24 protein-coding genes, 3 tRNA genes and 1 pseudogene are annotated in these 25,167 nt (G+C 69.7%); 9 read left to right on the top strand and 19 right to left on the bottom strand.

Annotation, left to right across the window (positions count from 1 at the left end):
- Positions 1-242 precede the first annotated feature (242 nt).
- The 9 genes from C7444_RS13655 to C7444_RS13615 form a co-directional block, all read right to left on the bottom strand.
- Positions 243-1,775: an NYN domain-containing protein gene (locus C7444_RS13655; protein WP_110401409.1), complete on the bottom strand. Its 1,533-nt coding sequence runs from the start codon at positions 1,773-1,775 to the stop codon at positions 243-245.
- Between the two features lie 706 nt (positions 1,776-2,481).
- A tRNA-Lys gene (locus tag C7444_RS13650) sits at positions 2,482-2,557 on the bottom strand.
- Between the two features lie 62 nt (positions 2,558-2,619).
- Positions 2,620-2,695: transfer RNA gene (locus tag C7444_RS13645), tRNA-Lys, on the bottom strand.
- A 48-nt stretch (positions 2,696-2,743) separates the two neighbouring features.
- Positions 2,744-2,819, bottom strand: a tRNA-Lys gene (locus tag C7444_RS13640).
- An 82-nt stretch (positions 2,820-2,901) separates the two neighbouring features.
- A complete protein-coding gene (locus tag C7444_RS13635) occupies positions 2,902-3,651 on the bottom strand; it encodes a tRNA threonylcarbamoyladenosine dehydratase (protein ID WP_110401394.1) in 750 nt (249 codons plus the stop codon).
- A 25-nt stretch (positions 3,652-3,676) separates the two neighbouring features.
- On the bottom strand, positions 3,677-4,483 hold the full coding sequence (gene ybgF, locus C7444_RS13630) for a tol-pal system protein YbgF (RefSeq protein ID WP_110401393.1): 807 nt from the start codon (positions 4,481-4,483) through the stop codon (positions 3,677-3,679).
- A gap of 1 nt (position 4,484) precedes the next feature.
- Positions 4,485-5,078, bottom strand: coding sequence for an OmpA family protein (locus C7444_RS13625; protein WP_245909562.1), 594 nt, complete (start codon positions 5,076-5,078; stop codon positions 4,485-4,487).
- Positions 5,079-5,103: 25 nt separating this feature from the next.
- Positions 5,104-6,387, bottom strand: a complete 1,284-nt coding sequence (gene tolB, locus C7444_RS13620) for a Tol-Pal system beta propeller repeat protein TolB (protein WP_110401391.1) — start codon at positions 6,385-6,387, stop codon at positions 5,104-5,106.
- 54 nt (positions 6,388-6,441) lie between these two features.
- Positions 6,442-7,251, bottom strand: coding sequence for a glycosyltransferase family 2 protein (locus tag C7444_RS13615; protein WP_245909561.1), 810 nt, complete (start codon positions 7,249-7,251; stop codon positions 6,442-6,444).
- A gap of 157 nt (positions 7,252-7,408) precedes the next feature.
- Between C7444_RS13615 and msbA the strand changes: the two genes are divergently transcribed.
- Genes msbA through C7444_RS13590 form a run of 5 tightly spaced genes read left to right on the top strand, consistent with a single transcriptional unit; the run spans position 7,409 to position 12,545 of the window.
- Complete coding sequence (gene msbA, locus C7444_RS13610; RefSeq protein ID WP_245909560.1) at positions 7,409-9,136, top strand: lipid A export permease/ATP-binding protein MsbA; 1,728 nt, start codon at positions 7,409-7,411, stop codon at positions 9,134-9,136.
- The gene (locus tag C7444_RS13605) at positions 9,133-10,014 is read left to right on the top strand and encodes a glycosyltransferase family protein (protein ID WP_110401389.1); all 882 of its coding nucleotides are present in this window, start codon (positions 9,133-9,135) and stop codon (positions 10,012-10,014) included. The genes msbA and C7444_RS13605 overlap by 4 nt, the downstream gene beginning before the upstream one ends.
- 6 nt (positions 10,015-10,020) lie before the next feature.
- A complete protein-coding gene (locus C7444_RS13600) occupies positions 10,021-10,845 on the top strand; it encodes a glycosyltransferase family 2 protein (protein ID WP_110401388.1) in 825 nt (274 codons plus the stop codon).
- A 54-nt stretch (positions 10,846-10,899) separates the two neighbouring features.
- Entirely contained in the window at positions 10,900-11,592 is a 693-nt protein-coding gene (locus C7444_RS13595) for a methyltransferase domain-containing protein (RefSeq protein WP_110401387.1), read from the top strand.
- An 8-nt stretch (positions 11,593-11,600) separates the two neighbouring features.
- Positions 11,601-12,545, top strand: coding sequence for a rhamnan synthesis F family protein (locus C7444_RS13590; RefSeq protein ID WP_110401386.1), 945 nt, complete (start codon positions 11,601-11,603; stop codon positions 12,543-12,545).
- A 165-nt stretch (positions 12,546-12,710) separates the two neighbouring features.
- Here C7444_RS13590 and C7444_RS13585 read toward each other — a convergent pair whose 3' ends face one another.
- Positions 12,711-13,034, bottom strand: a complete 324-nt coding sequence (locus C7444_RS13585) for a helix-turn-helix domain-containing protein (RefSeq protein WP_110401385.1) — start codon at positions 13,032-13,034, stop codon at positions 12,711-12,713.
- A gap of 7 nt (positions 13,035-13,041) precedes the next feature.
- Positions 13,042-13,344, bottom strand: a complete 303-nt coding sequence (locus tag C7444_RS20670; RefSeq protein ID WP_245909559.1) for a hypothetical protein — start codon at positions 13,342-13,344, stop codon at positions 13,042-13,044.
- Between the two features lie 359 nt (positions 13,345-13,703).
- On the opposite strand from C7444_RS20670, the pseudogene C7444_RS21005 reads away from it, so the two are divergent.
- A pseudogene (locus C7444_RS21005) lies at positions 13,704-13,796 on the top strand (IS5/IS1182 family transposase); the annotation flags it as partial.
- Between the two features lie 52 nt (positions 13,797-13,848).
- Here the strand turns inward: C7444_RS21005 and rng are convergent.
- Genes rng through C7444_RS13540 form a run of 8 tightly spaced genes read right to left on the bottom strand, consistent with a single transcriptional unit; the run spans position 13,849 to position 21,041 of the window.
- Entirely contained in the window at positions 13,849-15,330 is a 1,482-nt protein-coding gene (gene rng / locus C7444_RS13575; protein WP_110401384.1) for a ribonuclease G, read from the bottom strand.
- 40 nt (positions 15,331-15,370) lie between these two features.
- Positions 15,371-15,976 carry a Maf family protein gene (locus tag C7444_RS13570; protein ID WP_110401383.1) on the bottom strand — a complete coding sequence of 202 codons (606 nt, stop codon included), beginning with the start codon at positions 15,974-15,976 and terminating at the stop codon, positions 15,371-15,373.
- A gap of 3 nt (positions 15,977-15,979) precedes the next feature.
- Positions 15,980-16,450: a 23S rRNA (pseudouridine(1915)-N(3))-methyltransferase RlmH gene (rlmH, locus tag C7444_RS13565; RefSeq protein ID WP_110401382.1), complete on the bottom strand. Its 471-nt coding sequence runs from the start codon at positions 16,448-16,450 to the stop codon at positions 15,980-15,982.
- Positions 16,451-16,508: 58 nt separating this feature from the next.
- On the bottom strand, positions 16,509-17,348 hold the full coding sequence (rsfS, locus tag C7444_RS13560) for a ribosome silencing factor (protein ID WP_110401381.1): 840 nt from the start codon (positions 17,346-17,348) through the stop codon (positions 16,509-16,511).
- Positions 17,349-18,032, bottom strand: a complete 684-nt coding sequence (gene nadD / locus C7444_RS13555) for a nicotinate (nicotinamide) nucleotide adenylyltransferase (protein WP_245909558.1) — start codon at positions 18,030-18,032, stop codon at positions 17,349-17,351.
- On the bottom strand, positions 18,025-19,008 hold the full coding sequence (gene hemF, locus C7444_RS13550) for an oxygen-dependent coproporphyrinogen oxidase (protein ID WP_110401379.1): 984 nt from the start codon (positions 19,006-19,008) through the stop codon (positions 18,025-18,027). The genes nadD and hemF overlap by 8 nt, the downstream gene beginning before the upstream one ends.
- Complete coding sequence (gene purD / locus C7444_RS13545; RefSeq protein ID WP_110401378.1) at positions 19,009-20,307, bottom strand: phosphoribosylamine--glycine ligase; 1,299 nt, start codon at positions 20,305-20,307, stop codon at positions 19,009-19,011. It lies immediately after the preceding gene.
- An 8-nt stretch (positions 20,308-20,315) separates the two neighbouring features.
- Positions 20,316-21,041, bottom strand: a complete 726-nt coding sequence (locus tag C7444_RS13540) for a YebC/PmpR family DNA-binding transcriptional regulator (protein WP_110401377.1) — start codon at positions 21,039-21,041, stop codon at positions 20,316-20,318.
- Positions 21,042-21,199: 158 nt separating this feature from the next.
- Between C7444_RS13540 and C7444_RS13535 the strand changes: the two genes are divergently transcribed.
- The 3 genes from C7444_RS13535 to C7444_RS13525 all read left to right on the top strand — a co-directional run bounded on the left by C7444_RS13535 (position 21,200) and on the right by C7444_RS13525 (position 25,153).
- The gene (locus C7444_RS13535) at positions 21,200-22,762 is read left to right on the top strand and encodes a helicase HerA-like domain-containing protein (RefSeq protein WP_110401376.1); all 1,563 of its coding nucleotides are present in this window, start codon (positions 21,200-21,202) and stop codon (positions 22,760-22,762) included.
- A gap of 94 nt (positions 22,763-22,856) precedes the next feature.
- Entirely contained in the window at positions 22,857-24,125 is a 1,269-nt protein-coding gene (gene lplT / locus C7444_RS13530) for a lysophospholipid transporter LplT (protein WP_110401375.1), read from the top strand.
- A complete protein-coding gene (locus C7444_RS13525; protein WP_110401374.1) occupies positions 24,113-25,153 on the top strand; it encodes a glycosyltransferase family 4 protein in 1,041 nt (346 codons plus the stop codon). Before lplT ends, C7444_RS13525 begins: the two co-directional genes overlap by 13 nt.
- The last annotated feature ends 14 nt before the right edge of the window (positions 25,154-25,167 follow it).

Below are 25,167 nucleotides of genomic sequence, written 5' to 3'. Positions count from 1 at the left end.
CTGCAGTTCCTGTTGGGCTTGCAGCCGCGATGACGCTCCCATGTCGCTCAGCCTCCTGCCATATGTTGAGACCGTGGCTTCATGCAATCGCCCTGATGTTGCCTCTGAAGTGGATGTACTCTTCGAATTCCGACGGCGGTACGGAAGGTACGCTCCAGTACGCCCAAGCTTTTTGTCGGCGGGCTCATAAACATTCGGGACTGGACAGCTACGTTTGCCGCAAGAGATGTGGAGATTCCCTCTCACTCAACCGCTTCAGCCTCTTGATCTGTCATCCACTGCAGAAGCTCGAAGCGGTCGGCGTCGTCTACAGGCACACCTTCACGATCACAAGCCGAGACGATCACCCCGCAGGTCATCGCCACAAGATCCTCGAAGCCGTGGGGATCAGCTTCAGGGTTGAAGCCGTCGTACACCAATGTGCGCAACAGCCGCAGGCATTGCTCACGACTGACCGGCTGCCCCAAGCGCTGGCAGTGGTCGCGCATTGACTTGGTGACGTTGGTCAGCACGTAGGGCTGGTCGTCCAGAGCCATGGACAACGCTTCCAGTTGTGCACGGTACTTGGCAGGCTCCAACAAAGGAAGGTCAACCGCTTCCAGCAGGCGGGAAACCTTCGCGGCACGCGCACTGTCGGCCGCTGAGACGTGGGCAACCGTGCCAGCCGCCGCTAGGTCCAGTGTGTGCCGATCGGGATCGAGCGCCCAGCCAGCCAATTGCTGCCAGACGATCTTGACATGGGGTGGGCGAAGTGACTCCAGCAGCTTCTTCCAGCTGCCGTGACCGAGCCAAGTCACCTCGATGCCGGGGAACTCCGCACGGGCGAGTTGGGCGAGCCGCGCCACCGCGATCGGGCGGTTGGACTCGGCCACCTCGTCGGCGATGAGCCGAGAAAGCTGGTCGGCAACCTGCGCAGCCTGCCGAGGGTCCGATTTGTTCGGCGAGCCTGACGGCATGACGACTCTAGCGGCCGTCGTGCCGTTTGCATGCCCATTCAAACGGCGAGGATCGAGCAAGGTGTTCTCTTCTCGATCAATGCGCAGTGGATCCAGCGGCAGGCTCTTGAGCAGCGCAAAGAACGTTCCTTTGCCGGCCCATTCAGTTGCTGGCAGCGCCGGAATGCGCGTGGCCAGTATCTTGGTCAGTCCCGGCAATGGGACGGGCTGGTCTGCGTTGTCGACCGTCTCCCAAACCAGCCCTTCGGCCTGCGCGAGCAGGCTTTCCAGATTGGGGGTCTCGCGAGCAGCTTCTTCATCATCGAAGCCGAGTGCATCATGGATGAAGGCGTCCAAGTCGACGATCAGGTCGGCGGAAGCGTCGTAGGACGCGGAGGTAGCACCGGCCGCAAAGATCGTCGTTCGCCGGTCCTCTCGCCGGAGCTTGCGCAGCACCGGGGTGAAGTCCGCATCTGCCGAAAAGACGATGAACTCGTCGTAGCGGGTGCTGGCCTGAAGGACGTCGATGATGTCCAGCACCATGTGGATGTCCGTGCTGGTCTTGCCGGCCTTCGTCATGGGTGGGCAATCGACAATCTCGAAGCCGGCTCGGCTAAAGCCAATTCGATGGCGCTGGTAAACCACCGGGTTGAGATAGCAGCGCCGGACCAAGATGCGCCGCGCCGCGCTGCCGTCGGCACCAGCTGGGCGCTGAAGAGCATCGGTCAACCAGGCCATCCAGCGCGACGGATTTGCGGCGAAGGTGTCGGCGTAGGCTGGGCTTAGGCTGCGCAGTCCGGTGTAAACATTGTCGAAGTCGACGAAGAGGGCTGATCGCATTGATGCTGGGGGGGCGAGCCTCCACAACCTGCTGTTGTCCCGCCCCATGGTTTGATTACTGTGGGACAAAATGTAGCCACCCCTCCTGCTCGCCACGCAACCGAACAGACGTCGGCGCGGTACTCGTTCACAACATTGCCAGACGCAGCTCCAATTGGACGAACGGTCCGGAAGATCTGACAGAGACGTGGTCATGAGTTTGAAACTCAGTGAGGCGTGAGGCGGAATCCAGCCCAGCCCCTGAACTGGAGACGGCACGGAAGGAACGCTTCAGTACGCCTGCAGCCGCACGATCAAGACAGCGGCACGGAGGGATCGAGAAGGACCGAGCGCGGTTCCTCCCCACCCAACGTCGGTGCGACTCAAGTTCTTGAAGCCCTTGGGGGGGTTTGGGGGCTCACAGAAGTGCACGTGTCGAAGTCACACGCGGAACGCACCGCTCCGCTCGGACCTCGTGCGTCCAGGACCGACAAGACCGCACTGTGGTGCCTCGTCGACGCCGCCTCACATCGCATCTGGCACAGGAGCATCAAAACCCCGGGGCACGACGTCACGGCAGCAGGTCCACGAGCCCGAAAGACCAGCCCCTCAAGCGGACCTGACCTCCCCACCCCGGACATGCACCGAGCAACGGACATCAAAAGTCCGATGCCCAATGAAAAAAGGACCTAGCTCTCGCTAAGTCCTTGTTTTCGTTCTTAAATTTTGGTGGGCCCTGAGTGACTCGAACACTCGACCTACGGATTAAGAGTCCGCTGCTCTACCAACTGAGCTAAGAGCCCGTCTCGTCCTGATGAATCCGCTTTTCAGCGTGTTCGCCAGGGCGAAATGAAACTGGTGTGGGTGGTGGGCCCTGAGTGACTCGAACACTCGACCTACGGATTAAGAGTCCGCTGCTCTACCAACTGAGCTAAGAGCCCCACTTATCAACTCCGACTTAACCGGAGCCTTCCACTATATCACAGATTTGGTGGGTTGTGCGGGACTCGAACCTGCGACCTACGGATTAAAAGTCCGCTGCTCTACCAACTGAGCTAACAACCCTGAACCAGTGAAGCCTTAGATTTTAAGCAATGAAATTGTTGGGTGTCAACACTTGCGCGCCAAAATTCCGCCAATGCCGGGCTCAGGCCGCGCCGGTGCGGATCAGGCGCACGGCTTCAGCCGCGGCGGCCATGCCGAACGAGGCGGTCACCATCACGCAGGAGCCGTAGCCGTGGCAGTTCAGGCTGCCGTCGGTCGAGCAGCTGCTGTCGGGCTGCTGCACGGTCTCGCGGGAGAACACGCAGCGCAGGCCGATCGGGCCGGACGCGGGAGCCAGCCCCTCCTGCCGCAGCTGCCGGCGCAGGCGCCCGAGCAAGGGGTCGTGGGTGACATCGGCCAGGTCAGCCAGGTCGATGCGCTGCACCTCGCTCTTGCCGCCGGCGGCACCGACCATCACGAGCGCGTGCGGGCCGGCCAGCGCCCAGCGGGCCATGGCCCGCTTGGCCTGGCGGTCGTCGCAGGCGTCGATCAGCACCTGCGGACGCACCGGCAGCATCTGCGGGAAACGGTCGGGCTCGACGAAGTCCTCGACGACGCGGACCTGGCAGCCGGGATGGATGTCGGCGATGCGCGCCCGCAGCGCGTCGACCTTGGCGGCACCGACGGTGGCCCCGAGCGCCTGGACCTGGCGGTTGATGTTGGACTCGGCGACCTGGTCCAGGTCGACCAGCAGCAGCTCGGCAACGCCGCAGCGCGCCAGCGCCTCGGCCGCCCAGGAGCCGACCCCGCCGACCCCGACCACACCGACCGACGCGCCGCGCAGGCGGGCGTAGGCCTCGTCGCCCCAGAGTCGGCGCAGGCCGCCGAAACGCCGCTCGAGATCGGCCTCCATCGCCTCGCTCACGCGCAACGCCGCCTCACTTGAGCCGGGCCAGCCGGTCGCGGGCCGCCTGGGCCGCCTCGGACTGCGGGAAGCTCTTGACCAGGTTCTCCAGCGTCTTGCGGGCGGTCTTGGGGTCCTTGAGCTCGATCTGGCAGTTCGCCAGCGCCAGCATGGCCTCGGCAGCGCGCGGGTGGTCGGGCGTGGCCGACAGCATGCTGCGGAACGAGCCCATCGCGGCCTTCACGTCGCCGTTGCCGTAGTAGGCATTGCCCAGCCAGTACTGCACATGGCCGGCGTACGGGCTGGACGGGAAACGCTGCTCGAAGCCCTGGAAGGCCTGGATCGCGGCCGGGAACTCGCCCTTGCGCAGCACGGCGATCGCGTCGTCGTAGGCCCGTTTTTCCTGCGGGTCGACGGTGATCTCGCGTCCGTCGAGGCTGACCTTCTGCGGCTCGAAGCGGCGCAGGCGGTCCTCGACGCCGGAGCTCAGGTCCTTCTGCTTGCGCTGCACCTCGGCCAGGTCCCTGGCCAGCTCCTTGATCGACTGGGTCGACTGCTCGTCGGCCCCACGCAGGCGGGCCACCTCGGCGCGCAGCGTCTCGATCTGGGCATTCAGGTCGAGCATGCTGCGGCGCGTGGTCGCCATCTGCTCGTTGAAATCGGCCTCGCGGGCCAGCGCCGCCTTCTGGTTCTGGTCGATGCGGTTGCGCAGGTCGAGGATGGCCTTGCGGGCCTCCTCGTCGTCGAACAGGCCGGCATGCGCCGGCTGCCAGGCGGCCGTGCAGGCCAGCGCCACCAGGGCGGAGGCGGCCACGGCGCGCAGTCGGTGGACGGTGGACATGTCAGCGGTCCTTCAGTTCGACGCGGCGGTTCCTGGCCCACACCGCCTCACCCGAGCCGGTCTCGGCCGGGCGCTCCTTGCCGAAGCTGACCGCCTCGACCTGGCCGTCCTTGACGCCCAGCAGCAGCATCGCCTGCACCACCGCGTCGGCCCGCTTCTGGCCCAGCGCGAGGTTGTACTCGCGCCCGCCACGCTCGTCGGTGTGGCCCTCGGCCAGCAGGCGGCGCTTCGGGTCGGCGCTCAGGCGTCGGGCGTTGGCGGCCACGATGGCCTGGCCATCCTGGCGCACCACGTAGCTGTCGTAGTCGAAGTAGACGATGCGACCGCCCGCCTGGGCAGCCGCCCCGGCGGCATCGGCGCCCCCGGCCAGGTCGACGCGGGCGACCTGCGAGGCGCTGCCGCCCGCGCCGTCGACGCCGGAACCGGTGCCACCGGCCCCGTCGGCCCCGGCCCCGCCCGCGCCGCGGGACTCCACGGGCGCCGGACCATCCAGCCGGGTGCTGGACGCACATCCGGCCAGGGCGAGCACCGACGCGGCCGCCATCCAGACACAGCAGGCCCGCCAGGCCGTCGAATGAGCAGTTCGTGTTTGCATCAGTTTCTCCACAGGGATCGAGGGATCAGCGCTGGAACGGGCCCCAGACGGGCTCGCGCACGTCGGCCTGCGGCGCGGCCAGCCGTGCGCGCACCGTGCCGTCGAGGTTGGTGGTCATCAGCACGTCGCGGCCACCGGCGCGGCTCGCGTAGATGATCAGGCGGCTGTTGGGGGCGAAGCACGGACTCTCGTCCTCGCTCGTCTCGGTCAGGCCGGTGACGCTGCCCCCGGCCAGGTCCATCAGCATCAGCTTGAAGGCGCCGCCCTGGCGCGTGATGTAGGCCATGTAGCGGCCGTCCGGGCTGATCGCCGGGCTGATGTTGTAGTTGCCGGAGAAGGTCACGCGCTCGGCGCCCCCGCCGCCCGCCGGCATGCGGTAGACCTGCGGGCCGCCGCCCCGGTCGCTGACGAAGTAGAGGCTGCGACCGTCGGGCGCCCAGGCGGCCTCGGTGTCGATCGCGCCGCTGCTGGTCAGGCGCTGCAGGCCCTCGCCGCGGCGGTTCATCACGTAGAGCTGCGAGATGCCGTCGCGCGTGAGCGTCACCGCCAGCCGCTCGCCGTCGGGCGACCAGGCCGGGGCGCTGTTGGAGCCCTTGAAGTTGGCCACGACCCGGCGCTTGCCGCTCGAGACGTCCTGCACCACCACGACCGCCTTGCGGGTGTCGAAGGACACGTAGGCCAGCTCGCGGCCGTCGGGCGACCAGGCCGGCGAGATGATGGGCTCGGCGCTGCGCAGCGCCTCCTGGGCGCCCAGCCCGTCGGCGTCGGCCACCCAGAGGTAGTAGAGGCCGGCGGCCTTGGAGACGTAGGCGATGCGGGTCGAGAAGATGCCCTTGTCGCCGGTCAGGCGCTGGTAGACCTCGTCGGCGATGCGGTGGGCATGCAGGCGCAGGTCGTCCTTGGGCACGGCCGTGCTCTGCAGGCCGATCTCGCTGCCCTTGACCACGTCCCAGAGCCGGTAGCGCAGGTCGAAGCGGCCGTCGGCCAGGCGGGTGACCGAGCCGGCCAGCAAGGCGTCGGTGCCCCGCGAGCGCCACTCCGACAGCACCGGCTTGGCGCTCTCGTCGAGGTTGGCCGACGAGGCATCGATCATCTTGAACAGCCCGCTGCGCTCCAGGTCGGCGCGCACGATGGCCGAGATCGGCTGCGGCGCGCGGTCCTCGTCCTTGAACTTCGCGATCGCGATGGGCACCTGCGTGGCGCCGATGCCCGAGACCTCGACACGGAACTGGGCCAGCGCCGCGAGCGGACTGCCCAGCAGCGTGCCGGCTCCGAGGGTGCCCAGCAACGAGCGTCGGTTCAATGTCATGTCGATCAGTGGTGGCATGGAACGGATGGAAGGTCGTGTCGGTGAGCGGCGGCGTCACGCCGGCCGGTCGGTGCGCCGCACGGGCGCCTGGGGTGGACGCTGAAAGTCCATGTCTTGTTCCCAGCGCTTGGCGTAGCGGTAGAAAGTCTGCTCGAAATAGGCGAAGGCGATGATGAATCCGGCCCAGCCGTCGAGCAGCCCGCGCTTGAAGACCAGGTGCTTGACGAAGGCCCAGGTGGCGCTGACCAGCGCGCGCGACATCGACGCGCGGCCCGGCCTGACCTTGGCCGCCCCCAGCGTGGAGTAGCGGTTGGCCTTGCGCATCACCTCGTCGAGGTTGCGGAAGGGGAACTGCGAGATCGCGTGGCGCAGCACGCCCGGCTGGCCGCCCGACAGCATCTCGTAGCCCTCGTGCACCGGCTCCATCGTGTAGCGCATCGCGCCGCGGCGGAAGAGCTGCGGCTGGCGGAAGTTCGGGTACCAGCCGGAGTGGCGGATCCAGCGGCCCATGAAGTAGTTGCGCCGGGGCACCCAGTAGGCGTCGTGGCGCGCCGCGCCGTCGACCAGCGCCAGCACCTCGTCGCGCACCTCGGGCGTGCAGCGCTCGTCGGCATCGAGGCTGAAGATCCAGTCGCCGCGGCACTGGGCGATCGCGCGGTTGCGCAGGTCGCCGAAGCCCTGGAAGTCGATCTGCACCACCCGGGCGCCCAGGCCCTCGGCGATCTCGACGGTGCCGTCGGTGCTGTGCGAGTCGGCCACGATGATCTCGTCGGCCCACAGCACGCTCGACACCGCGTCGCGGATCTTCTCGGCCTCGTTGAAGGCGATCACGTAGACCGAGATCCTGGGGCGAAGGGCCGGCACGCTCGGCGGGGTAACGATCGGAGCTGTCAAGGCGATTGCATCAAGGCGTGGTTCGAACCCGCGCATTGTAGAGACGCCCCGCCGCCGCGAAGGCCGGCCGGGCGCGCGGGCCATAATCTCGCCCGCTCCGTCCCCTCCTGCAGAAAGTACAAATCGCGTGTCGTTTTCGCATCTGCGCAGCCGCCTGGGCCGCATCTGGCCGTATTTTTCCCATACCCGACGGGCTTTCATCCTGTCCACCGTGGCCACGGTCGTGGTCGCCGGCTGCGAGCCGCTGGTGCCGCAGCTGCTGAAGTACCTGCTCGACGAAGGCTTCAAGGGCGGCGTGCCGCTGTGGCAGGTGCCCGTGGTCGTCGTCGGCCTGTTCTTCATCCGGGGCCTGGCGGGTTACGTGGCGCAGTACTGCCTGGCCTGGGTGGCCTACGAGGGCACGCAGAAGCTGCGCCAGACCCTGTTCACCCGGCTGATGGACGCCCACCCTCGCCTCTACGCCGACCACTCGGCCAGCATGCTGACCAACATGCTCGCCCACGAGGTGCAGAGCGGCGCGCTGCAGCTGTCGAGCTCGGGCCTGTCGCTGTTCCGTGACCTGCTGACCGTGGTGGCGCTGCTGGGCTCGCTGATCTGGATGAACTGGAAGCTCACGCTGTTCGTGGCCGTGCTGTTCCCGGCGCTGGCCTACGTGATGCGCACGCTCAGCCGCCGGCTGCACCGCCTGACCCACGAGGGCCAGCGGGCCGCCGACAACCTCGCCTACACGGTCGAGGAGAACGTGCAGGCCTGGCGGGTGGTGCGCCTGCATGGCGCCCAGGCGCAGCAGACCGAACGTTTCTTCCGCATGAGCGACCACATGCGCCGCCTGGCGCTGAAGTCGGTCGCCGCCGCCTCGACGATGACCCCGCTGACGCAGATCCTCGCGGCCATCGCGCTGTCGGCGGTCATCGTCACCGCCATGTGGCAGAGCGGGCAGGAGCAGCAGTCGGTGGGCAGCTTCGTCGCCTTCATCACCACGATGCTGATGCTGGTCAGCCCGATCAAGAAGCTCTCCGAGGTGGCGGTGCCCATCACGCGCGGCCTGGCCTCGCTGGACCGGGCGCTCGACCTGATCGACACCGTGCCGCAGGAGCAGGACGGCCCCTACGCCCCGGCCCGCGCGACCGGCACGATCGCGCTGAAGGACGTGGGCGTGCGCTACGGCGAACAGGGTGCGGCCGCGCTCGACGGCATCAGCCTGGACATCCCGGCCGGCCAGGTGCTGGCGCTGGTGGGCCCGTCGGGCGCGGGCAAGACCACGCTGATCAACCTGCTGCCGCGCTTCATCGAGGCCACCAGCGGGCGGGTCGAGATCGACGGCGTCGCGCTGCAGGAGTGGAACATCGAGGCGCTGCGGCGCCAGTTCGCGCTGGTCAGCCAGGACGTGGTGCTGTTCAACGACAGCGTCGCGGCCAACGTCTCGCTCGGCTTCGAGCTCGACCGCGAGCGGGTGCAGGCCGCGCTGGTGGCGGCCAACCTGCAGGACTTCGTCGCCAGCCTGCCCGAGGGCATGGACACCGTCATCGGCCACAACGGCCAGCGCCTGTCCGGAGGCCAGCGCCAGCGCCTGGCGATCGCGCGCGCGGTCTACAAGGACGCGCCGCTGCTGATCCTCGACGAGGCCACCTCGGCGCTGGACTCCGAGTCCGAGCACCTGGTGCAGGGCGCGCTCGAGCGCCTGATGGCCGGGCGCACCTCGATCGTCATCGCCCACCGCCTGTCGACCATCGAGCGGGCCGACCGGGTGGTCGTGCTCGACGGCGGGCGCATCGCCGAGCAGGGCACGCACGCCGAACTGCTGGCCCGTGGTGGCCTGTTCGCCCGACTGCACGCGCTGCAGTTCCAGTCATGAGCGCGCGCGCCGTCATCAGCGGCTTCACCTTCCTGCGCAACGGCGTGAAGCTCGGCTTTCCGTTCGAGGCCTCGATCCGCTCGCTGCTGCCGCTGGTCGACGAGTTCGTGATCGCGCTGGGCGCGGGCGAGGACGACACCGTCGCCCGCGTGCGGGCGCTGGCCGCCCGCGAGCCCAAGCTGCGCATCATCGACACGCTCTGGAACGAGCGCATGGCCGAGCGTGGCTTCGTCTATGCCCAGCAGAAGATGATCGCGCAGTACGCCTGCACCGGCGACTGGGCCTTCTACCTCGAGGGCGACGAGGTGCTGCACGAGGGCGAGCTGGCCGCCATCCGGGCGTCGGTCGATCGCCACCACGGCAACCCCGAGGTCGAGGCGCTGGTGTTCGACTACCTGCACTTCTACGGCTCGCCGCAGTGGCTGGCCGTCAGCCCGGCCTGGTACCGGCGCGAATGCCGGCTGATCCGCAACACCATCCGCACCTACGCGCCCGACGGCCAGTTCTGGGTCGTGATGGACCGCCACCGCCAGGGCCGCCACCCGAAGGCCGCGCTGGCCAACGCCCACATCTACCACTACGGCCACGTGCGCCGGCTCGACTACATGCAGGCCAAGATGGACCAGGTCAGCAAGTACTGGTCGAGCGCCGCCCCGAAGATGCGCTACAGCCTGGACCCGCAGGCGCTGCGCCGCTTCGAGGGCAGCCACCCGGCGGTGGTGCAGCCCTGGCTGGCCAGCGACGCCGAACCCTTCTTCGAACCCGATCCGGACCACGCGCTGACGCGCCGCGAGCGCAAGCACCGCCATGCGATGCGGCTGGAGCGCTGGTTCGGCTGGGACCTCAGCCACAAGCACTATCGACTGGTCGAGAACTGAATCCCGATGAGCGTCTTCTCCCGCTACCGCATCGTCATCCCCGTGCTCAACCAGCTGCGCTACACCCGCCAGGGCGTCGAGAGCCTGATCGAGCACGGCGTGGCCCCCGGCGACATCCTGGTGATCGACAACGCCAGCACCGACGACACGCCCCGCTGGCTGGCCGACACCCCGGCCCTGCGCTCGGTGCACAACCGCGTCAACCTGGGCTGCGGCGGCGCCTGGGCGCAAGGCGCCTTCCTGTGCGGTGACGCCGACTGGGTCGTGCTGCTCAACAACGACATCCTCAGCGGGCCGCGCGCCATCGACACGATGCTCGACGCGGCCGAGCGCGAAGGCCTGAAGGTCGTCAGCCCGGCGCTGCTCGAGGGCGACGACGACTACGGCTTCGCCACCTTCGCCCCCGACTACCAGCGCCGCATGGCCGGCACGGTGCGGCGCGGCTGGTTCCACGGCGTGTGTTTCGCCGTGCACCGCAGCGTGTTCGAGCAGATCGGCTTCCCCGACACCGACCGGCGCCTGGGCGGCCACGAGGACATCGAGTTCCTGGTGCGCTGCCTGCGCTCGGGCCTCCCGGTGGGCACGGTCGGCGACGCCGTGCTGCACCACTTCGGCTCGATCACCCAGAAGGCGATCAAGCAGGAGACCGGCGCCAAGACGCTGGGCGACCGGCACTATTTCTACAGTCGCCTCGGCCTGGGCTGGCTGGGGCGCAAGCGCTTCAAGCTGCAGCGCGAGCGCCAGCGCGAGCGCTGGTCCCGCGAGGAGATGGCGCAGCACGGCAGCAGCCTGCACATGCTGCGCAGCGGCAGCCGCTGGCGACCCGTCTGAGCCAGCGCCACATGGCGAGGCGCCACGGCCGGGTCCGGGGGCAATAATCCGCGGATGACGCTCCCCGATCGACACCTGGACCTCGGCTGCGGCCGCTGTCCGCGCAACCCCTACGGTCGCCGGCAGCTGTGCGGCGTCGACCTGCAGGCGCTGGATCCGGCCGACCTGCCCGACCCGTCGATCCAGTACCGCGTCGCCAACCTGGTGCTCCACCCGATCCCCTGGCCGGACCACAGCTTTGCCTCGGTCTCGGCCTTCGACTTCATCGAGCACGTGCCCCGGCTGATCGTCACGCCCAGCGGAACCTCCACCCTGTTTCCGTTCGTGCGGCTGATGGACGAGGTCTGGCGGGTGCTGGCCCCGGGCGGACGCTTCTACGCCATCACGCCGACCTACCCCAGCATCGAGGCCTTCCAGGACCCCACCCACGTCAACATCATCACCGAGCGCACCCACGCGTATTTCTGCGGCGAGCAGCCGATGGCGCGGATGTACGGCTTCGCCGGCCGTTTTTCGGTGCGGCGGGCCGAGTGGGTCGACCCGTCGCAGCACACGAGCGCACGACCGGACGACTCGCCCCCCGAGCCGCCGGAGCCGGTGTCGTGGCCGCGGCGGTGCGCGCACCGGATCCGCGACAGCCTGCGGCGGGCCCGAGGTCGACCCGTCCGCGGTCCGCACGCCTGGTTCCTGTGGGAGCTGGAGGCGGTCAAGCCCGCCGCCCTGAACGACCGAGATTGCAACCCTTGACTCCCGACATGCCCGAGAACAGCCCCTGGATCCGTTTCAAGCATCGCCTGCGCGCCTGGCGCCGTGGCCTCAAGGCCCGACTGCCCTATGTGCGCAGGCGGGAATTCCGCAAGGTCCAGAACCGCTACGACCAGCTGCTCGACATGCTGGGCGACGCGCCCCGGCTGGCCACGTCCGTGGCGATGACGGCGCTCCACCAGCGAGCGCCGAGCGGGCGCGAGCTGTGCCTGTTCGTCAGCTTCACCGCCCAGCCGATGGTGAAGGCACACGTCAGGCGCCACATCGCCGCGTTCGCGGCCGCCGGCTTCGATGTCGCGCTGGTGCTCAACACGCCCTGCCCCGCCGACCGCTTCACGCTCGATGACGCGCTGCGCCGGGACTGCATGGCCGTCTTCGTGCGCGAGAACCAGGGCTACGACTTCGCCGCCTGGTCACACCTGGCCTCGCGGCTGTATGAACGCTCGCGCTTCGACCGGGTCGTGCTGGTCAACGACAGCATCATCGGGCCGCTGCAGCAGGCGCATTTCCTCGAGCTGATCCAGCGCATCCGCCGCAGCCCGGCCGACGTGCTCGGCACGACCGAGAGCATCGCGCCCATCCCCCATCTGCAGAGCTTCTTCCTGGTGTTCCAGAACGAGGCGCTGCACCGCGGCGTCTTCGAGCAGACGATGGCCTCGATCCAGAACTTCCGGACCAAGGAGATGGTGATCGACGTCTACGAGACGCGCCTGACGCAGCGGCTGAAGGATGGCGGCCTGCGGGTCGAGGCGCTGTTCCCGATGCTGTCGAGCGACTGCTACAGCGCCAACGACACCTATTTCCGCTGGGACGAACTGGTCGCCAAGGGCTTCCCCTATCTGAAGATCAGCCTGCTGAAGGAAAAGATCGACGATGCCCAGGTGCGCGCCGCGCTGTCGGCCGACATGCTGGCGCAGTGGGAGCACGAGCAGTGAGCGGCCGAGGCGCCCGCCTGCTGGCAAGGTGCTGGCGCTGCTCGCCGAGCCATGGCGATGTGCGCCGTGCCGGACGCTCGAGGCCGGCCAGGTCACGGTCCAGGGTCCACACCCAGACGTGGCTCAGTCGACCGGCAGCCACTCGCCGCGGTCAGAGCACCCCGGTCAATCCGGGTCAGTCTCATCACCCAGCACCGAACCCAGCTCGCCACCCATTCGCACCACGCCGAGCTTGAGCCCCAGCATGCCGAAGATGCGGTTCATGGTCTGGACGCTGCCGTCACTGCGCTCCTGCTCGATGTCCTGCATGGTCCGGTAGCCGATGCCTGAGAGCTTGGCCATTTCCGCCGTGGTCAGTCGCATGGTCTTCTTGAGGTGGCGCACGGCCTGCGCCAGTGGCCATTCCGGATGTGCAAGCACATCGTCGATGGCCTGCCTGCGCAACTCCAGCTGCTCGGGGATCGAGAGGGTGTTGAAGCGTTTGTCCATGATCGGTTCAGGCCAGCGCGGCCAGTTGCCGGGCCTGGGCCAGGATGCCGGGACGCAGATGGTTGAGAACGTCAGCCTCCAGACCCAGGACTTGACCGTCGGTGGCGGTGCGCTCCAGTGCGGGCACCATGGCCTTCAGGCCCTCGACCAGCAGCGCACGTTGCAGGTCCGTCCCTTTCTTGCGGCGGGCTTTCTGAACCTGCACGCCGAGTTCGCAGACACGGTCCAGCACGCGGGCCCAGTCCGGTCGACCGGCGTCGTTGCCTTCCCAGCGGATGCGCCGCGCGATACCGTCCGGGTGGAGGTACATCGGTGCGAAGTCGTACAGCGGGGTGAGCGCGATGCGCAGATGCCTGATGGGACTGCCTGCACCGGCCAATGCGGCACCTGCAGGGGTTCCAGACCGACGGGCCATCGGGCGCACAGGGCGTGCGCGTCCGCCGCGCCAGGGTGCTGGAACGCCCAATCGACGGCGTAGCCTGAGTAGGAGCGGGATGTCCAGCCCTCGTTTTCCGCGCCGTGCAAGCTCACGCTGGCAACGTCGTGCCAATCGCCGTGAGCGTGGAGTTGAATCGTGCAGCTCGAGGCCATTTGCACGAAATTCTAGCGACAACATTTGATCCAGCGATCATTTATTGCATGGATTTTCGTGCAATTGAAGTCCAGCCCTTGCAGCGGCTGGTCGACCGCACTGGAGTCAAGTTCCTCGGCGAAGGCGAATGGAAGCGCAAGAAGCACGGCGCGGAGTACCGACGCGAGTGGCTGGCCTGCCTTCAAAAGAACAAAACGGGCCCTTGCGGGACCTGCTGAAACCTCACATCAGCACGATGTCGTACTGCTCCGGGTTCATCGTCGCCTCGGCCTGCAGCGAGATCGGCTTGCCGATGAAGTCGGAGAGGCCGGCCAGGTGCTGGCTCTCCTCGTCGAGCAGCAGCTCGACCACCGGGGCGGCGGCGATGACGCGGAATTCCTTCGGGTTGAACTGGCGCGCCTCGCGCAGGATCTCGCGCAGGATGTCGTAGCAGACGCTGCGGGCGGTCTTGACCTGGCCGCGGCCGCCGCAGGTCGGGCACGGCTGGCAGAGCATGTGGGCCAGCGACTCGCGGGTGCGCTTGCGGGTCATCTCGACCAGGCCGAGCTGGGTGAAGCCGCTGATCGTGGTCTTGGTGCGATCCCGGCCGAGCTGCTTGCGCAGCTCGCCGAGCACCGTGTCCTGGTGATCGGCGCGGGTCATGTCGATGAAGTCGAGGATGATGATGCCGCCCAGGTTGCGCAGGCGCAGCTGGCGCGCGATGGCCTGCGCGGCCTCGAGGTTGGTCTTGAAGATCGTGTCGTCGAAGTTGCGCGCGCCGACGAAGCCGCCGGTGTTGACGTCGATCGTCGTCAGCGCCTCGGTCTGGTCGATCACCAGGTAGCCGCCGCTCTTGAGGTCGACCCGGCGGGCCAGCGCCTTCTCGACCTCCTGGTCGATGCTGTGCAGGTCGAAGATCGGCCGCTCGCCGTTGTAGAGCTGCAGGCGCCCGGTGGCCCCGGGCATGAACTGCTGGCCGAAGGCCTGCAGGGCCTCGAACTGGATGCGTGAATCGATGCGGATGGTGCTGGTGCGCTCGTCGACCAGGTCGCGCAGCACGCGCTGCACCAGGCTCAGGTCCTCGTGCAGCAGCTTGCCCGGCGGCGACTTGAGCGCCAGCCCGCGGATGTTCGCCCAGGTCTTGCGCAGGTAGGCGATGTCCTCGCCCAGCTGCACGTCGGTGGCATCCTCGGCATTGGTGCGCAGGATGAACCCCCCGCCCCCGCCGCTGTCGCGGGTGCCCACCAGCGCGGCCATGCGCACGCGCAGCTGCTCGCGCAGCTCGGGCGAGCCGATCTTCTGCGAGATGCCGATGTGCTCGTCCTGCGGCAGGTAGACCAGCAGGCGCCCGGCCACGCTGATCTGCGTGGACAGCCGCGCGCCCTTGGTGCCGATCGGGTCCTTGATGACCTGGACCACCAGGGTCTGGCCTTCGAAGACCAGCTTCTCGATGGGCTGCTGCGGCTGGCCGTCGGGGTGGTGGCCCCGGCCGATCTGGCCGCTCACGTGCACGTCGGCCACGTGCAGGAAGGCCGCCCGCTCGAGCCCGATGTCGACGAAGGCGCTCTGCATGCCGGGCAGCACGCGCGCGACCTTGCCGGCGTAGATGTTGCCCACGAGGCCACGCTCGAGCGTGCGCTCGAGGTGCAGCTCCTGGATGGCCCCGTTCTCGACGATGGCCACCCGGGTTTCCTGCGGCGCCCAGTTGATCAGGATGTCCTGCACGGTTCTTGTCTCCCTTGGCTCGCGCCGGTCATGCCTGGCTTCACAGGTCCCAGCCGCAGGGACGCAGCAGGGCCGCGGTCTCGTGCAGCGGCAATCCCATGATGCCCGAATAGCTGCCGGCGATGCGCACCACCCAGGCGCCCGCCTGGCTCTGGATCGCATAGGCACCGGCCTTGCCCATGGGCTCGCCGCTGGCGACGTAACGCTCGATCTGCGCCCGGCTGAGCGGCTCGAAGCGCACCCGCGAGGCGCTCACCTGCAGCGTCGTGGCGCCGGCGTGGTCCAGCGCCACGGCCGTCAGCACCCGGTGCTCGCGCCCGGCCAGCAGCGCCAGCATGCGGCAGGCGTCCTCGGCATCCGCCGGCTTGCCCAGGATCTGGCGGTCGATGGCCACCGTGGTGTCGGCGCACAGGATGGGGGCTTCGGCCAGGCCGAGCTCCCGGCGCCGCACCACGGCCGCGGCCAGCTTGGCGCGCGTGACACGCCGCACGTAGACCCCGGGCGCCTCGCCGGGGCGCACGGCCTCGAGCGCCTCGGCGTCCTCATGCGGACGGGGCAGCAGCAGTTCGTGGCGCACGCCGAGCTGGTCGAGCAGCTGGCGCCGGCGCGGGCTCTGGGAGGCGAGGTAGATCCAGTCGGCCGGCATGGCTCACTCCCGGTGGTAGGGATGGCCGACCGTCACCGACCAGGCGCGGTAGAGCGCCTCGGCCAGCATCACGCGCACGAAGGCGTGGGGCAGCGTCAGGTCGGACAGGCGGATGCGCTCATCGGCCCCTTCACGCAGGGCCGGGTCCAGCCCGTCGGGGCCGCCGATCAGCAGGGCGACATCACGGCCGTCGAGCTGCCAGGCCTGCAGGCGCTGGGCCAGCGCGGTCGTCGTCAGGCGGGTGCCATGCTCGTCGAGCACCACCTTGCGGCAGCCCCGCGGCAGCGCGGCCTCGATGCGCTGCCGCTCGGCCGCCATCAGCGCCTCGACCGGCTTGCCCTGGGTGCGCGGCTCGGTCTTGACCGCCTTGAGCTCGAGCCTCAGGTCGGGCGGAAAGCGCTTGGCGTAGTCGTCGTAGGCGGTGTCGGCCCAGGCCGGCAGGCGCTGGCCGACGGCCACCATCCACAGCTTCATCGCGGACCCCGCCCGATGGCTTGCGCCACCGGACCGGCTCGACCGGCGGACGCGGGGCTCACTTCGCGCGACTGGAGGTCTTGCGGGCGGCCGTCTTCTTCGGCGCGGTGCGGCGCGTCTCGGGCTGGATGACCAGCGTCTTGACGGCCTTGACCGCGGCGGTCTTGCCGGCCGCGGACTTGCGGGCCGCCGGCTTGACCGCCTTGGGCGCCAGCTCGGCCTCGACCGGGCTGGCGGCGCGGGCCTTGCTGGCCGCCACCTTCTGGCCGGCGGCCACGGCCGCCGCCTTGGCGGCGCGCACGGCACCGGCCTTGGCCTGTTCCAGCGCCTCGGGATCCTTGCGGGTCGAGCTCGAGCGGCGCACCGGTGCAGCGACCGGAGCGGGGGCCGCGGTCTTGCGGGGCGCACGCTTGCGGGCCGGCTTCTCCTTGGCCGACGTCGTCGAGGCTTCCACCTCGACCGCCTTGCGGGCGGTCTTGCGGGCGGGCTTCTTCGGCGTGTCCTCGTCGTCCTCGGCCGGGCCTTCGGAGGCCTTGGGCAGCAGACGCACCTCGCTGGCCAGCTTGACCTTCACCGTCTTGCCACCCCAGATCTCCTCGAGGTGGTAGTACTGGCGAATGCCCGGCTGCATGATGTGGGCGACGGCGGAGCCGCAGTCGACGATGATCCACTCGCCGTTGTCCTCGCCTTCGATGCTGAGGATCTGGCCGCCCAGCGCCTTGACCTGGTCGCGCACGCTGGCGGCCAGGGCCTTGGTCTGACGGTTGCTGGTGCCCGAGGCGATCACCACCCGTTCGAACAGCGGTGAGAGGTGCTCGGTGTTGAAGACCACGATGTCTTGGGCCTTCACGTCTTCCAGTCCATCGACGATGGCTCGTTGCAGCTTGCGGATGTCCATTCAGTTCCGGGGTTCAATGCGCGAATGACGCGGTTCGGGGATAGGGGGATCTCGATAGAGACCAAGGCGCGCAATATAGCTTGCCACGGCCGGCTCCACCATTCGGGGTGCCAGCAGATCGGGGGAAGTGCCGTCGCGAAGGCGGCGGCGGATGTCGGTGGACGACAGCGTCGAGGCCGGCATCGGCAGCGTGGCCACACGGTGCGCCACGCTGGCCAGGGCCGCGGGCGCCTCGACCGGCTGGCCGGCACGACCGGCCACGGCCAGCGTCACGCGCGCCAGCAGCTCGGGCCACTCGCGCCAGGTGGCGAAGTTGGCGTACTGGTCCTGGCCGAGCACCAGGAACCAGTCGTCGGGCAGCGCCTCGGGCGGGCGGCCGCCCTGCAGCGAGCGCACGGTGTCGATCGTGTAGCTGGGCCCGTCACGCTCGAGCTCGCAGCGCTCGAGCACGAAGCGCGGCTCGTCGGCGATGGCCAGGCCGACCATCGCTGCCCGGTGCATCGCATCGGCCTGCTGCGCCGGCTTCTGCCAGGGCCGACCGGCCACCACCCAGCGCAGCTCGTCCAGGCCGAGCTGCGCCAGCGCGACCTCGGCCAGCGCCCGGTGGGCGCGGTGCACGGGATCGAAGCTGCCGCCGAGCAGGCCGATGCGCCGCGCCGCGGGCCGGCGCACGGGCTCAGTCACCGGCAGGCGCCACGCCGGACTGCAGGCCCAGCCAGTCACGCACCGGCAGGAAGTCGGTGTAGAGGCGCGCCTCGGCCGATCCGGGCACCGGTGCCCACTGGTAGCTCCAGTCGGCCTGCGGCGGCATCGACATCAGGATGGACTCGGTGCGCCCGCCCGACTGCAGGCCGAACAGCGTGCCGCGGTCCCAGACCAGGTTGAACTCGACGTAGCGGCCACGCCGCAGCGCCTGGAAACGCCGCTGCGCCTCGTCGTAGGGCTGGTGGCGGCGCGCCTGGGCGATCGGCAGCCAGGCGGCCAGCAGCGCGTCGCCGACGCTGCGCAGCAGCTCGAAGTCGCGCGCCGGGCCCAGCTCGGCGAAGTCGTCGAAGAAGATGCCGCCCACGCCGCGGGCCTCGTTGCGGTGGCGCAGGAAGAAGTACTCGTCGCACCACTGCTTGAAGCGCGGGTAGAGCCCGTCGCCGAACGGCGCCAGCGCCTGCGCGCAGGTGCGGTGAAAATGCACCGCGTCGGCCTCGACGCCGTAGTAGGGCGTCAGGTCCATGCCGCCACCGAACCAGCGCACCGTGCGGCCCGCCAGCGGGCCCTCGGTGGGCGTGGCCGCCAGCATGCGCACGTTCATGTGCACCGTCGGCACATGCGGGTTGCGCGGGTGGAACACCAGCGACACGCCCATGGCCTCGAACGGCGCGCCGGCGAGCTCCGGGCGGTGCTGCGTGGCCGAGGCCGGCAGCGCCGGTCCGCGCACCTGCGAGAAGGCGCAGCCGCCCCGCTCGATCAGCTCGCCACCCTCGAGCACCCGGGTGATGCCCGAGCCCTCGAGGCGCCCGCCGGGCGGACGCTCCCAGGCGTCGATGCCGAAGGCCTGGCCATCGGCCGCGCCGACGGCCGCGCAGATGCGCTGCTGCAGGCCGGTCAGGTAGTCACGCACCGCCTCGACGGTGGGCTGGGCAGCCTCGTGCGGGGTCGGCTGCATTCAGTGGCCCGGCCGCTTGATGGCCCGATGGCCGATGTCGTGGCGGTACTGCGCGCCATCGAACTGCACCTGCTGCGTGGTCAGGTAGGCACGCTGCTGCGCGGTGCGCACCGAGTCGCCCAGCGCGGTCACGCACAGCACCCGCCCGCCGCTGGTGCTCACGCCGGTGCCGGCGGGGGCCGTGCCGGCGTGGAAGACCATGCAGTCGTCGGCCTCGGCCGGCAGGCCGCGGATGACGTCGCCCTTGCGCGGATCGAGCGGATAGCCGGCGGCGGCCATCACGACCCCCAGCGCGACCCGGCGGTCCCAGTCGAGCTGCACCTGGTCGAGCTGGCCGTCGGTGGCCCGCAGCAGCACCTCCAGCAGGTCGCTCTTCAGACGCATCAGGATGGGCTGGGTCTCGGGGTCGCCCAGGCGGGTGTTGAACTCGAGCGTCTTCGGCTGGCCCTTGGCGTCGATCATCAGCCCGGCGTAGAGGAAGCCGGTGAACGGGATGCCATCGCGTGCCATGCCCTCGATGGTCGGGCGGATGATGTCCTGCATCGCCTTGGCGTGCACGTTGGGCGTGACGACCGGCGCGGGCGAGTAGGCGCCCATGCCGCCGGTGTTCGGGCCGGTGTCGCCATCGCCCAGGCGCTTGTGGTCCTGGCTGGTGGCCAGCGGCAGGATGTTGCGGCCGTCGCACAGCACGATGAAGCTGGCTTCCTCGCCCTGCAGGAACTCCTCGATCACCACCCGCGCGCCACCGGCGTTGTGCTGCACGCCGAGCTTGTTGTCGGCCTCGTCGGCCAGCATCCAGTCGACCGCCTGGTGGGCCTCGTCGAGCGTCATCGCCACGACCACGCCCTTGCCGGCGGCCAGGCCGTCGGCCTTGATCACGATGGGCGCGCCCATGCGGTCGATGTAGGCGTGGGCGGCCACCGGATCGGTGAAGGTGTCGTAGGCCGCCGTCGGGATGCCGTGGCGCTTCATGAAGGACTTGGCGAAGGCCTTCGAGCTCTCGAGCTGCGCGGCGGCCCGGCTCGGGCCGAAGATGCGCAGGCCGCGGTTGCGGAACTCGTCGACCACGCCGGCGGCCAGCGTCGCCTCGGGCCCGACCACGGTCAGGCCGACCTTCTCGGCCTGGGCGAAGTCGGCCAGCGCCTGCACGTCGCCGAGCGCGACGTTCTGCATGCGCGGGTCCAGCGCCGTGCCACCGTTGCCGGGGGCCACGAACACCTTCTGCACACGCGGCGATTGCGCCAGTTTCCACGCGAGCGCGTGTTCGCGGCCACCGCCGCCGATCACCATGACTTTCATACGGGAGTTCATTCGTCCATTGCCGCGTTGTGGAAAACTTCCTGCACGTCGTCCAGGTCCTCGAGCACGTCCAGCAGCTTCTGCATGCGCTGGGCGTCCTCGCCGGTCAGCTCGATGGTGTTCTCCGCACGCATCGTCACCTCGGCGATCTCGGCGTTCAGGCCGGCGCCCTGCAGCCTGTCCTTGACCGACTCGAAGTCGTGCGGCGGCGTCAGCACCTCGATGGAGCCGTCCTCGCCGGTGACCACGTCGTCGGCCCCGGCCTCGAGGGCGAGCTCCATGACCCGGTCCTCGTCGGTGCCGGGCGCGAACACCAGCTGGCCGCAGTGCTTGAACTGGAAGGACACCGAACCGTCGGTGCCCAGGTTGCCGCCGTACTTGGAGAAGGCATGGCGCACGTCGGCCACGGTGCGCACGCGGTTGTCGGTCATCGTGTCGACGATGATCGCCGCCCCGCCGATGCCGTAGCCCTCGTAGCGGATCTCCTCGTAGTTCACGCCCTCGAGGTTGCCCGAGGCCTTGTCGACGTTGTACTTGATGCGGTCGGCCGGCATGTTGGCCGCCTTGGCCTTGTCGATGGCCAGACGCAGGCGCGGGTTGGCGCTGACATCGGCTCCGCCCTGGCGCGCCGCCACCGTGATCTCGCGGATGATGCGGGTCCAGACCTTGCCGCGCTTCTCGTCCTGGCGGCCCTTGCGGTGCTGGATGTTGGCCCACTTGGAATGTCCGGCCATGCTTGTTTTCTCCTCGGTCGGTGCCGCGCGCCGCGCTCGCACCCGTGTTTCGGCCCGCTCCGGCGCTCGTGCCGGCAGCAGGGGTTTTCTTCGCTAGACTGGCATTTTACTTTTTCAGCGCCCCGTCCCCCGCGACGCGGGCCCAGCGGAGCCCACCCATGTCCGATCCCATCCTTCTGGCGCAACACGGCACGGTCGAATGCCACCTGCTGCCGGCCCTGGCGAACCGGCATGGCCTGATCACCGGGGCCACCGGCACCGGCAAGACGATCAGCCTGCAGAAACTGGCCGAGAGCCTCTCGAACATCGGCGTGCCGGTGTTCCTGGCCGACATCAAGGGCGACCTGACCGGCATCAGCCAGACCGGCAGCGCGAGCCCCAGGCTGGCCAAGGTGCTGCAGGAGCGCGGCCTGCCCGAGCCCGGGTGGACCGCCTGCCCGACCACGCTGTGGGACGTCTTCGGCGAACAGGGCCACCCGGTGCGCGCGACCGTCTCCGACATGGGCCCGCTGCTGCTGTCGCGCATGCTCGCGCTCAACGACACGCAGCAGGGGGTGCTGCAGCTGGTCTTCAAGATCGCCGACGACCGCGGCCTGCTGCTGCTCGACCTGAAGGACCTGCGCGCGATGCTGCAGCACGTGGGCGACAACGCCAGCGAGTTCACCACCGAGTACGGCAACATCAGCTCGGCCTCGGTGGGGGCGATCCAGCGCGGCCTGATGCAGATCGAGCAGCAGGGCGGCGACCGCTTCTTCGGCGAGCCGATGCTGTCGATCGAGGACTTCATGCAGACGGTCGACGGCCGTGGCGTGATCAACATCCTCGCGGCCGACCGGCTGATGAACTCGCCGCGCCTGTACGCGACCTTCCTGCTGTGGATGCTCTCGGAGCTGTTCGAGACGCTGCCCGAGGTCGGTGACCTCGACAAGCCCAAGCTGGTGTTCTTCTTCGACGAGGCCCACCTGCTGTTCAAGGACGCGCCGGCGGCGCTGACCGAGCGCATCGAGCTGGTCGTGCGGCTGGTGCGCTCCAAGGGCGTGGGCGTGTACTTCGTGACGCAGAACCCGCTGGACATCCCCGAGACCGTGCTGGGCCAGCTGGGCAACCGCGTGCAGCATGCGCTGCGCGCCTTCACCCCGCGCGACCAGAAGGCGGTCAAGTCGGCGGCCGACACGATGCGGCCCAACCCCGGCCTGGACATCGCCGCGGCGATCACCGAGCTGGGCGTGGGCGAGGCGCTGGTCAGCCTGCTCGACGAGAAGGGCCGCCCCAGCGTGACCGAGCGGGTCTACGTGCTGCCCCCGGGCAGCCAGATCGGCCCGATCACCGCCGCCCAGCGGCAGGCGCTGATCGCCGGCTCGCTGGTCGCGGGGGTGTACGAGCAGGCGGTCGACCGCGAGTCGGCCTACGAGAAGATCAAGGGCCGCGCGGCCACCTCGGCCGACACCGCCGACGGCCTGCGCGGCGAGGCCGGCAAGGCGCTGGGCGACGGCGCCCGCTCGGCCACCGCCGAGGCCGGCGGCGACGGCCTGTCGGGCATGCTGTCGGGCGCGCTGGGCGGCCTGCTGTTCGGCTCGACCGGCCCGCGCGGTGGCCAGCGTGACGGCCTGGTGCAGACGCTGGCCAAGTCGGCGGTGCGCACCGTCGGCTCGTCGGTCGGCCGCGAGATCGTGCGCGGCGTGCTGGGTTCGCTGCTGGGCGGGGGCAGCCGCCGGCGCTGACGCCCCCGCCGGCGGGGCCGCCACGATCGCGGCCCCTGTCACAGCCCTGGCACACAAGCCCACTCCAATCGCGGTCACTCGCCCTGACCGCTCCGTGACCCCCGGCTTCCTCCCCCTCCTCCTGGCCCAGTTCGTTTCCGGACTGGCCGACAGCGCCTTGCTGATCGTCACGATCGCCCGCCTGGGCGAGCTGGCGGCACCGGCGTGGCAGGTGCCGCTGCTCAAGCTCGGCTTCACGCTGGCCTACGTGCTGCTCGCCCCCTGGGTCGGCCCGCTGGCCGACGCCCGGCCCAAGGCCCGGGTGATGCTGCTGGCCAACGGCGTCAAGGCGGCGGGCTGCCTGATGCTGATCACCGGCGGCGACCCGCTGCTGGCGTTCGCGGTGGCCGGGCTCGGCGCGGCGGCCTACTCGCCGGCCAAGTACGGCCTGGTCACCGAGCTGCTGCCCGCCGGGCAGCTGGTGCGGGCCAACGGCTGGATCGAGGTGTCCACCGTCTGCGCGGTCATCCTCGGCACCGTGGCCGGCGGCCTGCTGGTCAGCCCGGCGCTGCTGCAGCGGCTGCCGGCCCTGGGCACGAGCCCGCTGGAAACGCCGATGGCGCTGGTGCTGGGCCTGTACCTGCTGGCCGGGCTGCTGAACCTGCGCATTCCCGACAGCGGCTGCCGCTACCCGCCCGCGCCACGTTCGCCGGCGCTGCAGGTGGGCGACTTCTGGCGCAGCCACCTGACGCTGTGGCGCGACGCGCTGGGCCGGGTGACGCTGTCGGTGACGACGCTGTTCTGGGGCGTGGGCGCGACGCTGCAGTTCCTGGTGCTGCGCTGGGCCCAGGAGCACCTGGACCTGGGCCTGGACCAGGCCGCCTACCTGCAGGGCGTCACCGCGCTGGGCGTGACGCTGGGCGCGGTGCTGGCCGGGCGGCTGGTGCCGCTGTCGCGGGCCACCGCCGTGCTGCCGCTGGGCCTGCTGATGGGCCTGCTGATGCCGCTGATGACCCTGGTCGACGGCGTGCCCGCCGCCGCGCTGCTGCTGGGCGCCGTCGGTGCGCTGGCGGGCTTCTTCGTGGTGCCGATGAACGCGCTGCTGCAGCACCGCGGCTGCACGCTGCTGAGTGCCGGGCGCTCCATCGCCGTGCAGAACTTCAACGAGAACGCCAGCGTGCTGCTGATGCTGGGCCTGTACTCGGCCCTGGTGGCGGCGGACCTGCCGCTGCAGGCGCTGCTGTGGGGCTTCGGCCTGTCGATCGCCGCGGTGGTGTCGCGGGTCGCCTGGCAGCACCACCACGACCGCCCGGGCCACGCCGCCCGCCGACGCCAACCGACCACGTCCCCCGCCCATCCTCTGGAGCCTCCATGCGAATCCTGATCGTGACCGATGCCTGGGAACCCCAGGTCAACGGCGTCGTGCGCACGCTGAAGATGACCTGCCGCGAGCTCGGCCTGATGGGCCACCACACCGGCGTGCTCGCGCCGGGCGACTTCCGCTCCATCCCCTGCCCGACCTATCCGGAGATCCGCCTGGCGCTGGCCGGACGCGCCAGCGTGGCGCAGCGCATCGACGCCTTCGGCCCGGACTGCCTGCACATCGCCACCGAAGGCCCGCTGGGCTGGACCGCACGCGCCATCGCCCAGGAGCGCGGCTGGCCCTTCACCACGGCCTACCACAGCCGTTTTCCGGAATACGTGCACGCCCGGGTGCGGCTGCCGCTGGACTGGAGCTACCGCCTGCTGCGGCATTTCCACAACGCCGGCGGGGCCACGCTGGTGCCCACGCCGGCGATGGCCGACGTGCTGCGCGAGCGCGGCTTCACCCGCCCGCGGCTGTGGAGCCGCGGCGTCGACCACGGCACCTTCCACCCCGACGGACCGCGCGAGGCCGGTGGCCGCCGCCCGGTCTTCCTCTACGTCGGCCGGCTGGCGGTGGAGAAGAACCTCGACGCCTTCCTGAAGCTCGAGCTGCCCGGCGAGAAGTGGGTCGCCGGCGAAGGCCCGGAGCGCGCCCGGCTCGAGGCCGCCCACCCGGACGTGCGCTGGCTGGGCGTGCTGGGCGGCCCGGAGCTGGCCACGCTCTACCGCAGCGCGGACGTGATGGTCTTCCCCAGCCTCACCGACACCTTCGGCCTGGTGCTGGTCGAGTCCATGGCCTGCGGCACGCCGGTGGCGGCCTATCCGGTGCCCGGGCCGATCGACGTGGTGGGGCGCGACAGCGCCGGCGGGGTGCTCGACACCGACCTGCGCCGGGCCTGCCTGGCCGCGCTGGAGCTGCCGCGCGACGCGGTGCACCGCCATGCGCAGCAGTACACCTGGGCGGCCGCGTCCGCGCAGTTCGTGCAGGCATTGCGACCGGTCGGCGCGGGCCGGGAGGCGCTCGCGACCGCCGTGCAAGAAAAGTGAACGCGGCAGAGGCG

This window comes from Sphaerotilus hippei, assembly GCF_003201595.1.
GTDB classification, from domain to species: Bacteria; Pseudomonadota; Gammaproteobacteria; order Burkholderiales; family Burkholderiaceae_C; genus Sphaerotilus; species Sphaerotilus hippei.
This window is presented reverse-complemented; position numbering and strand designations above follow the sequence as displayed.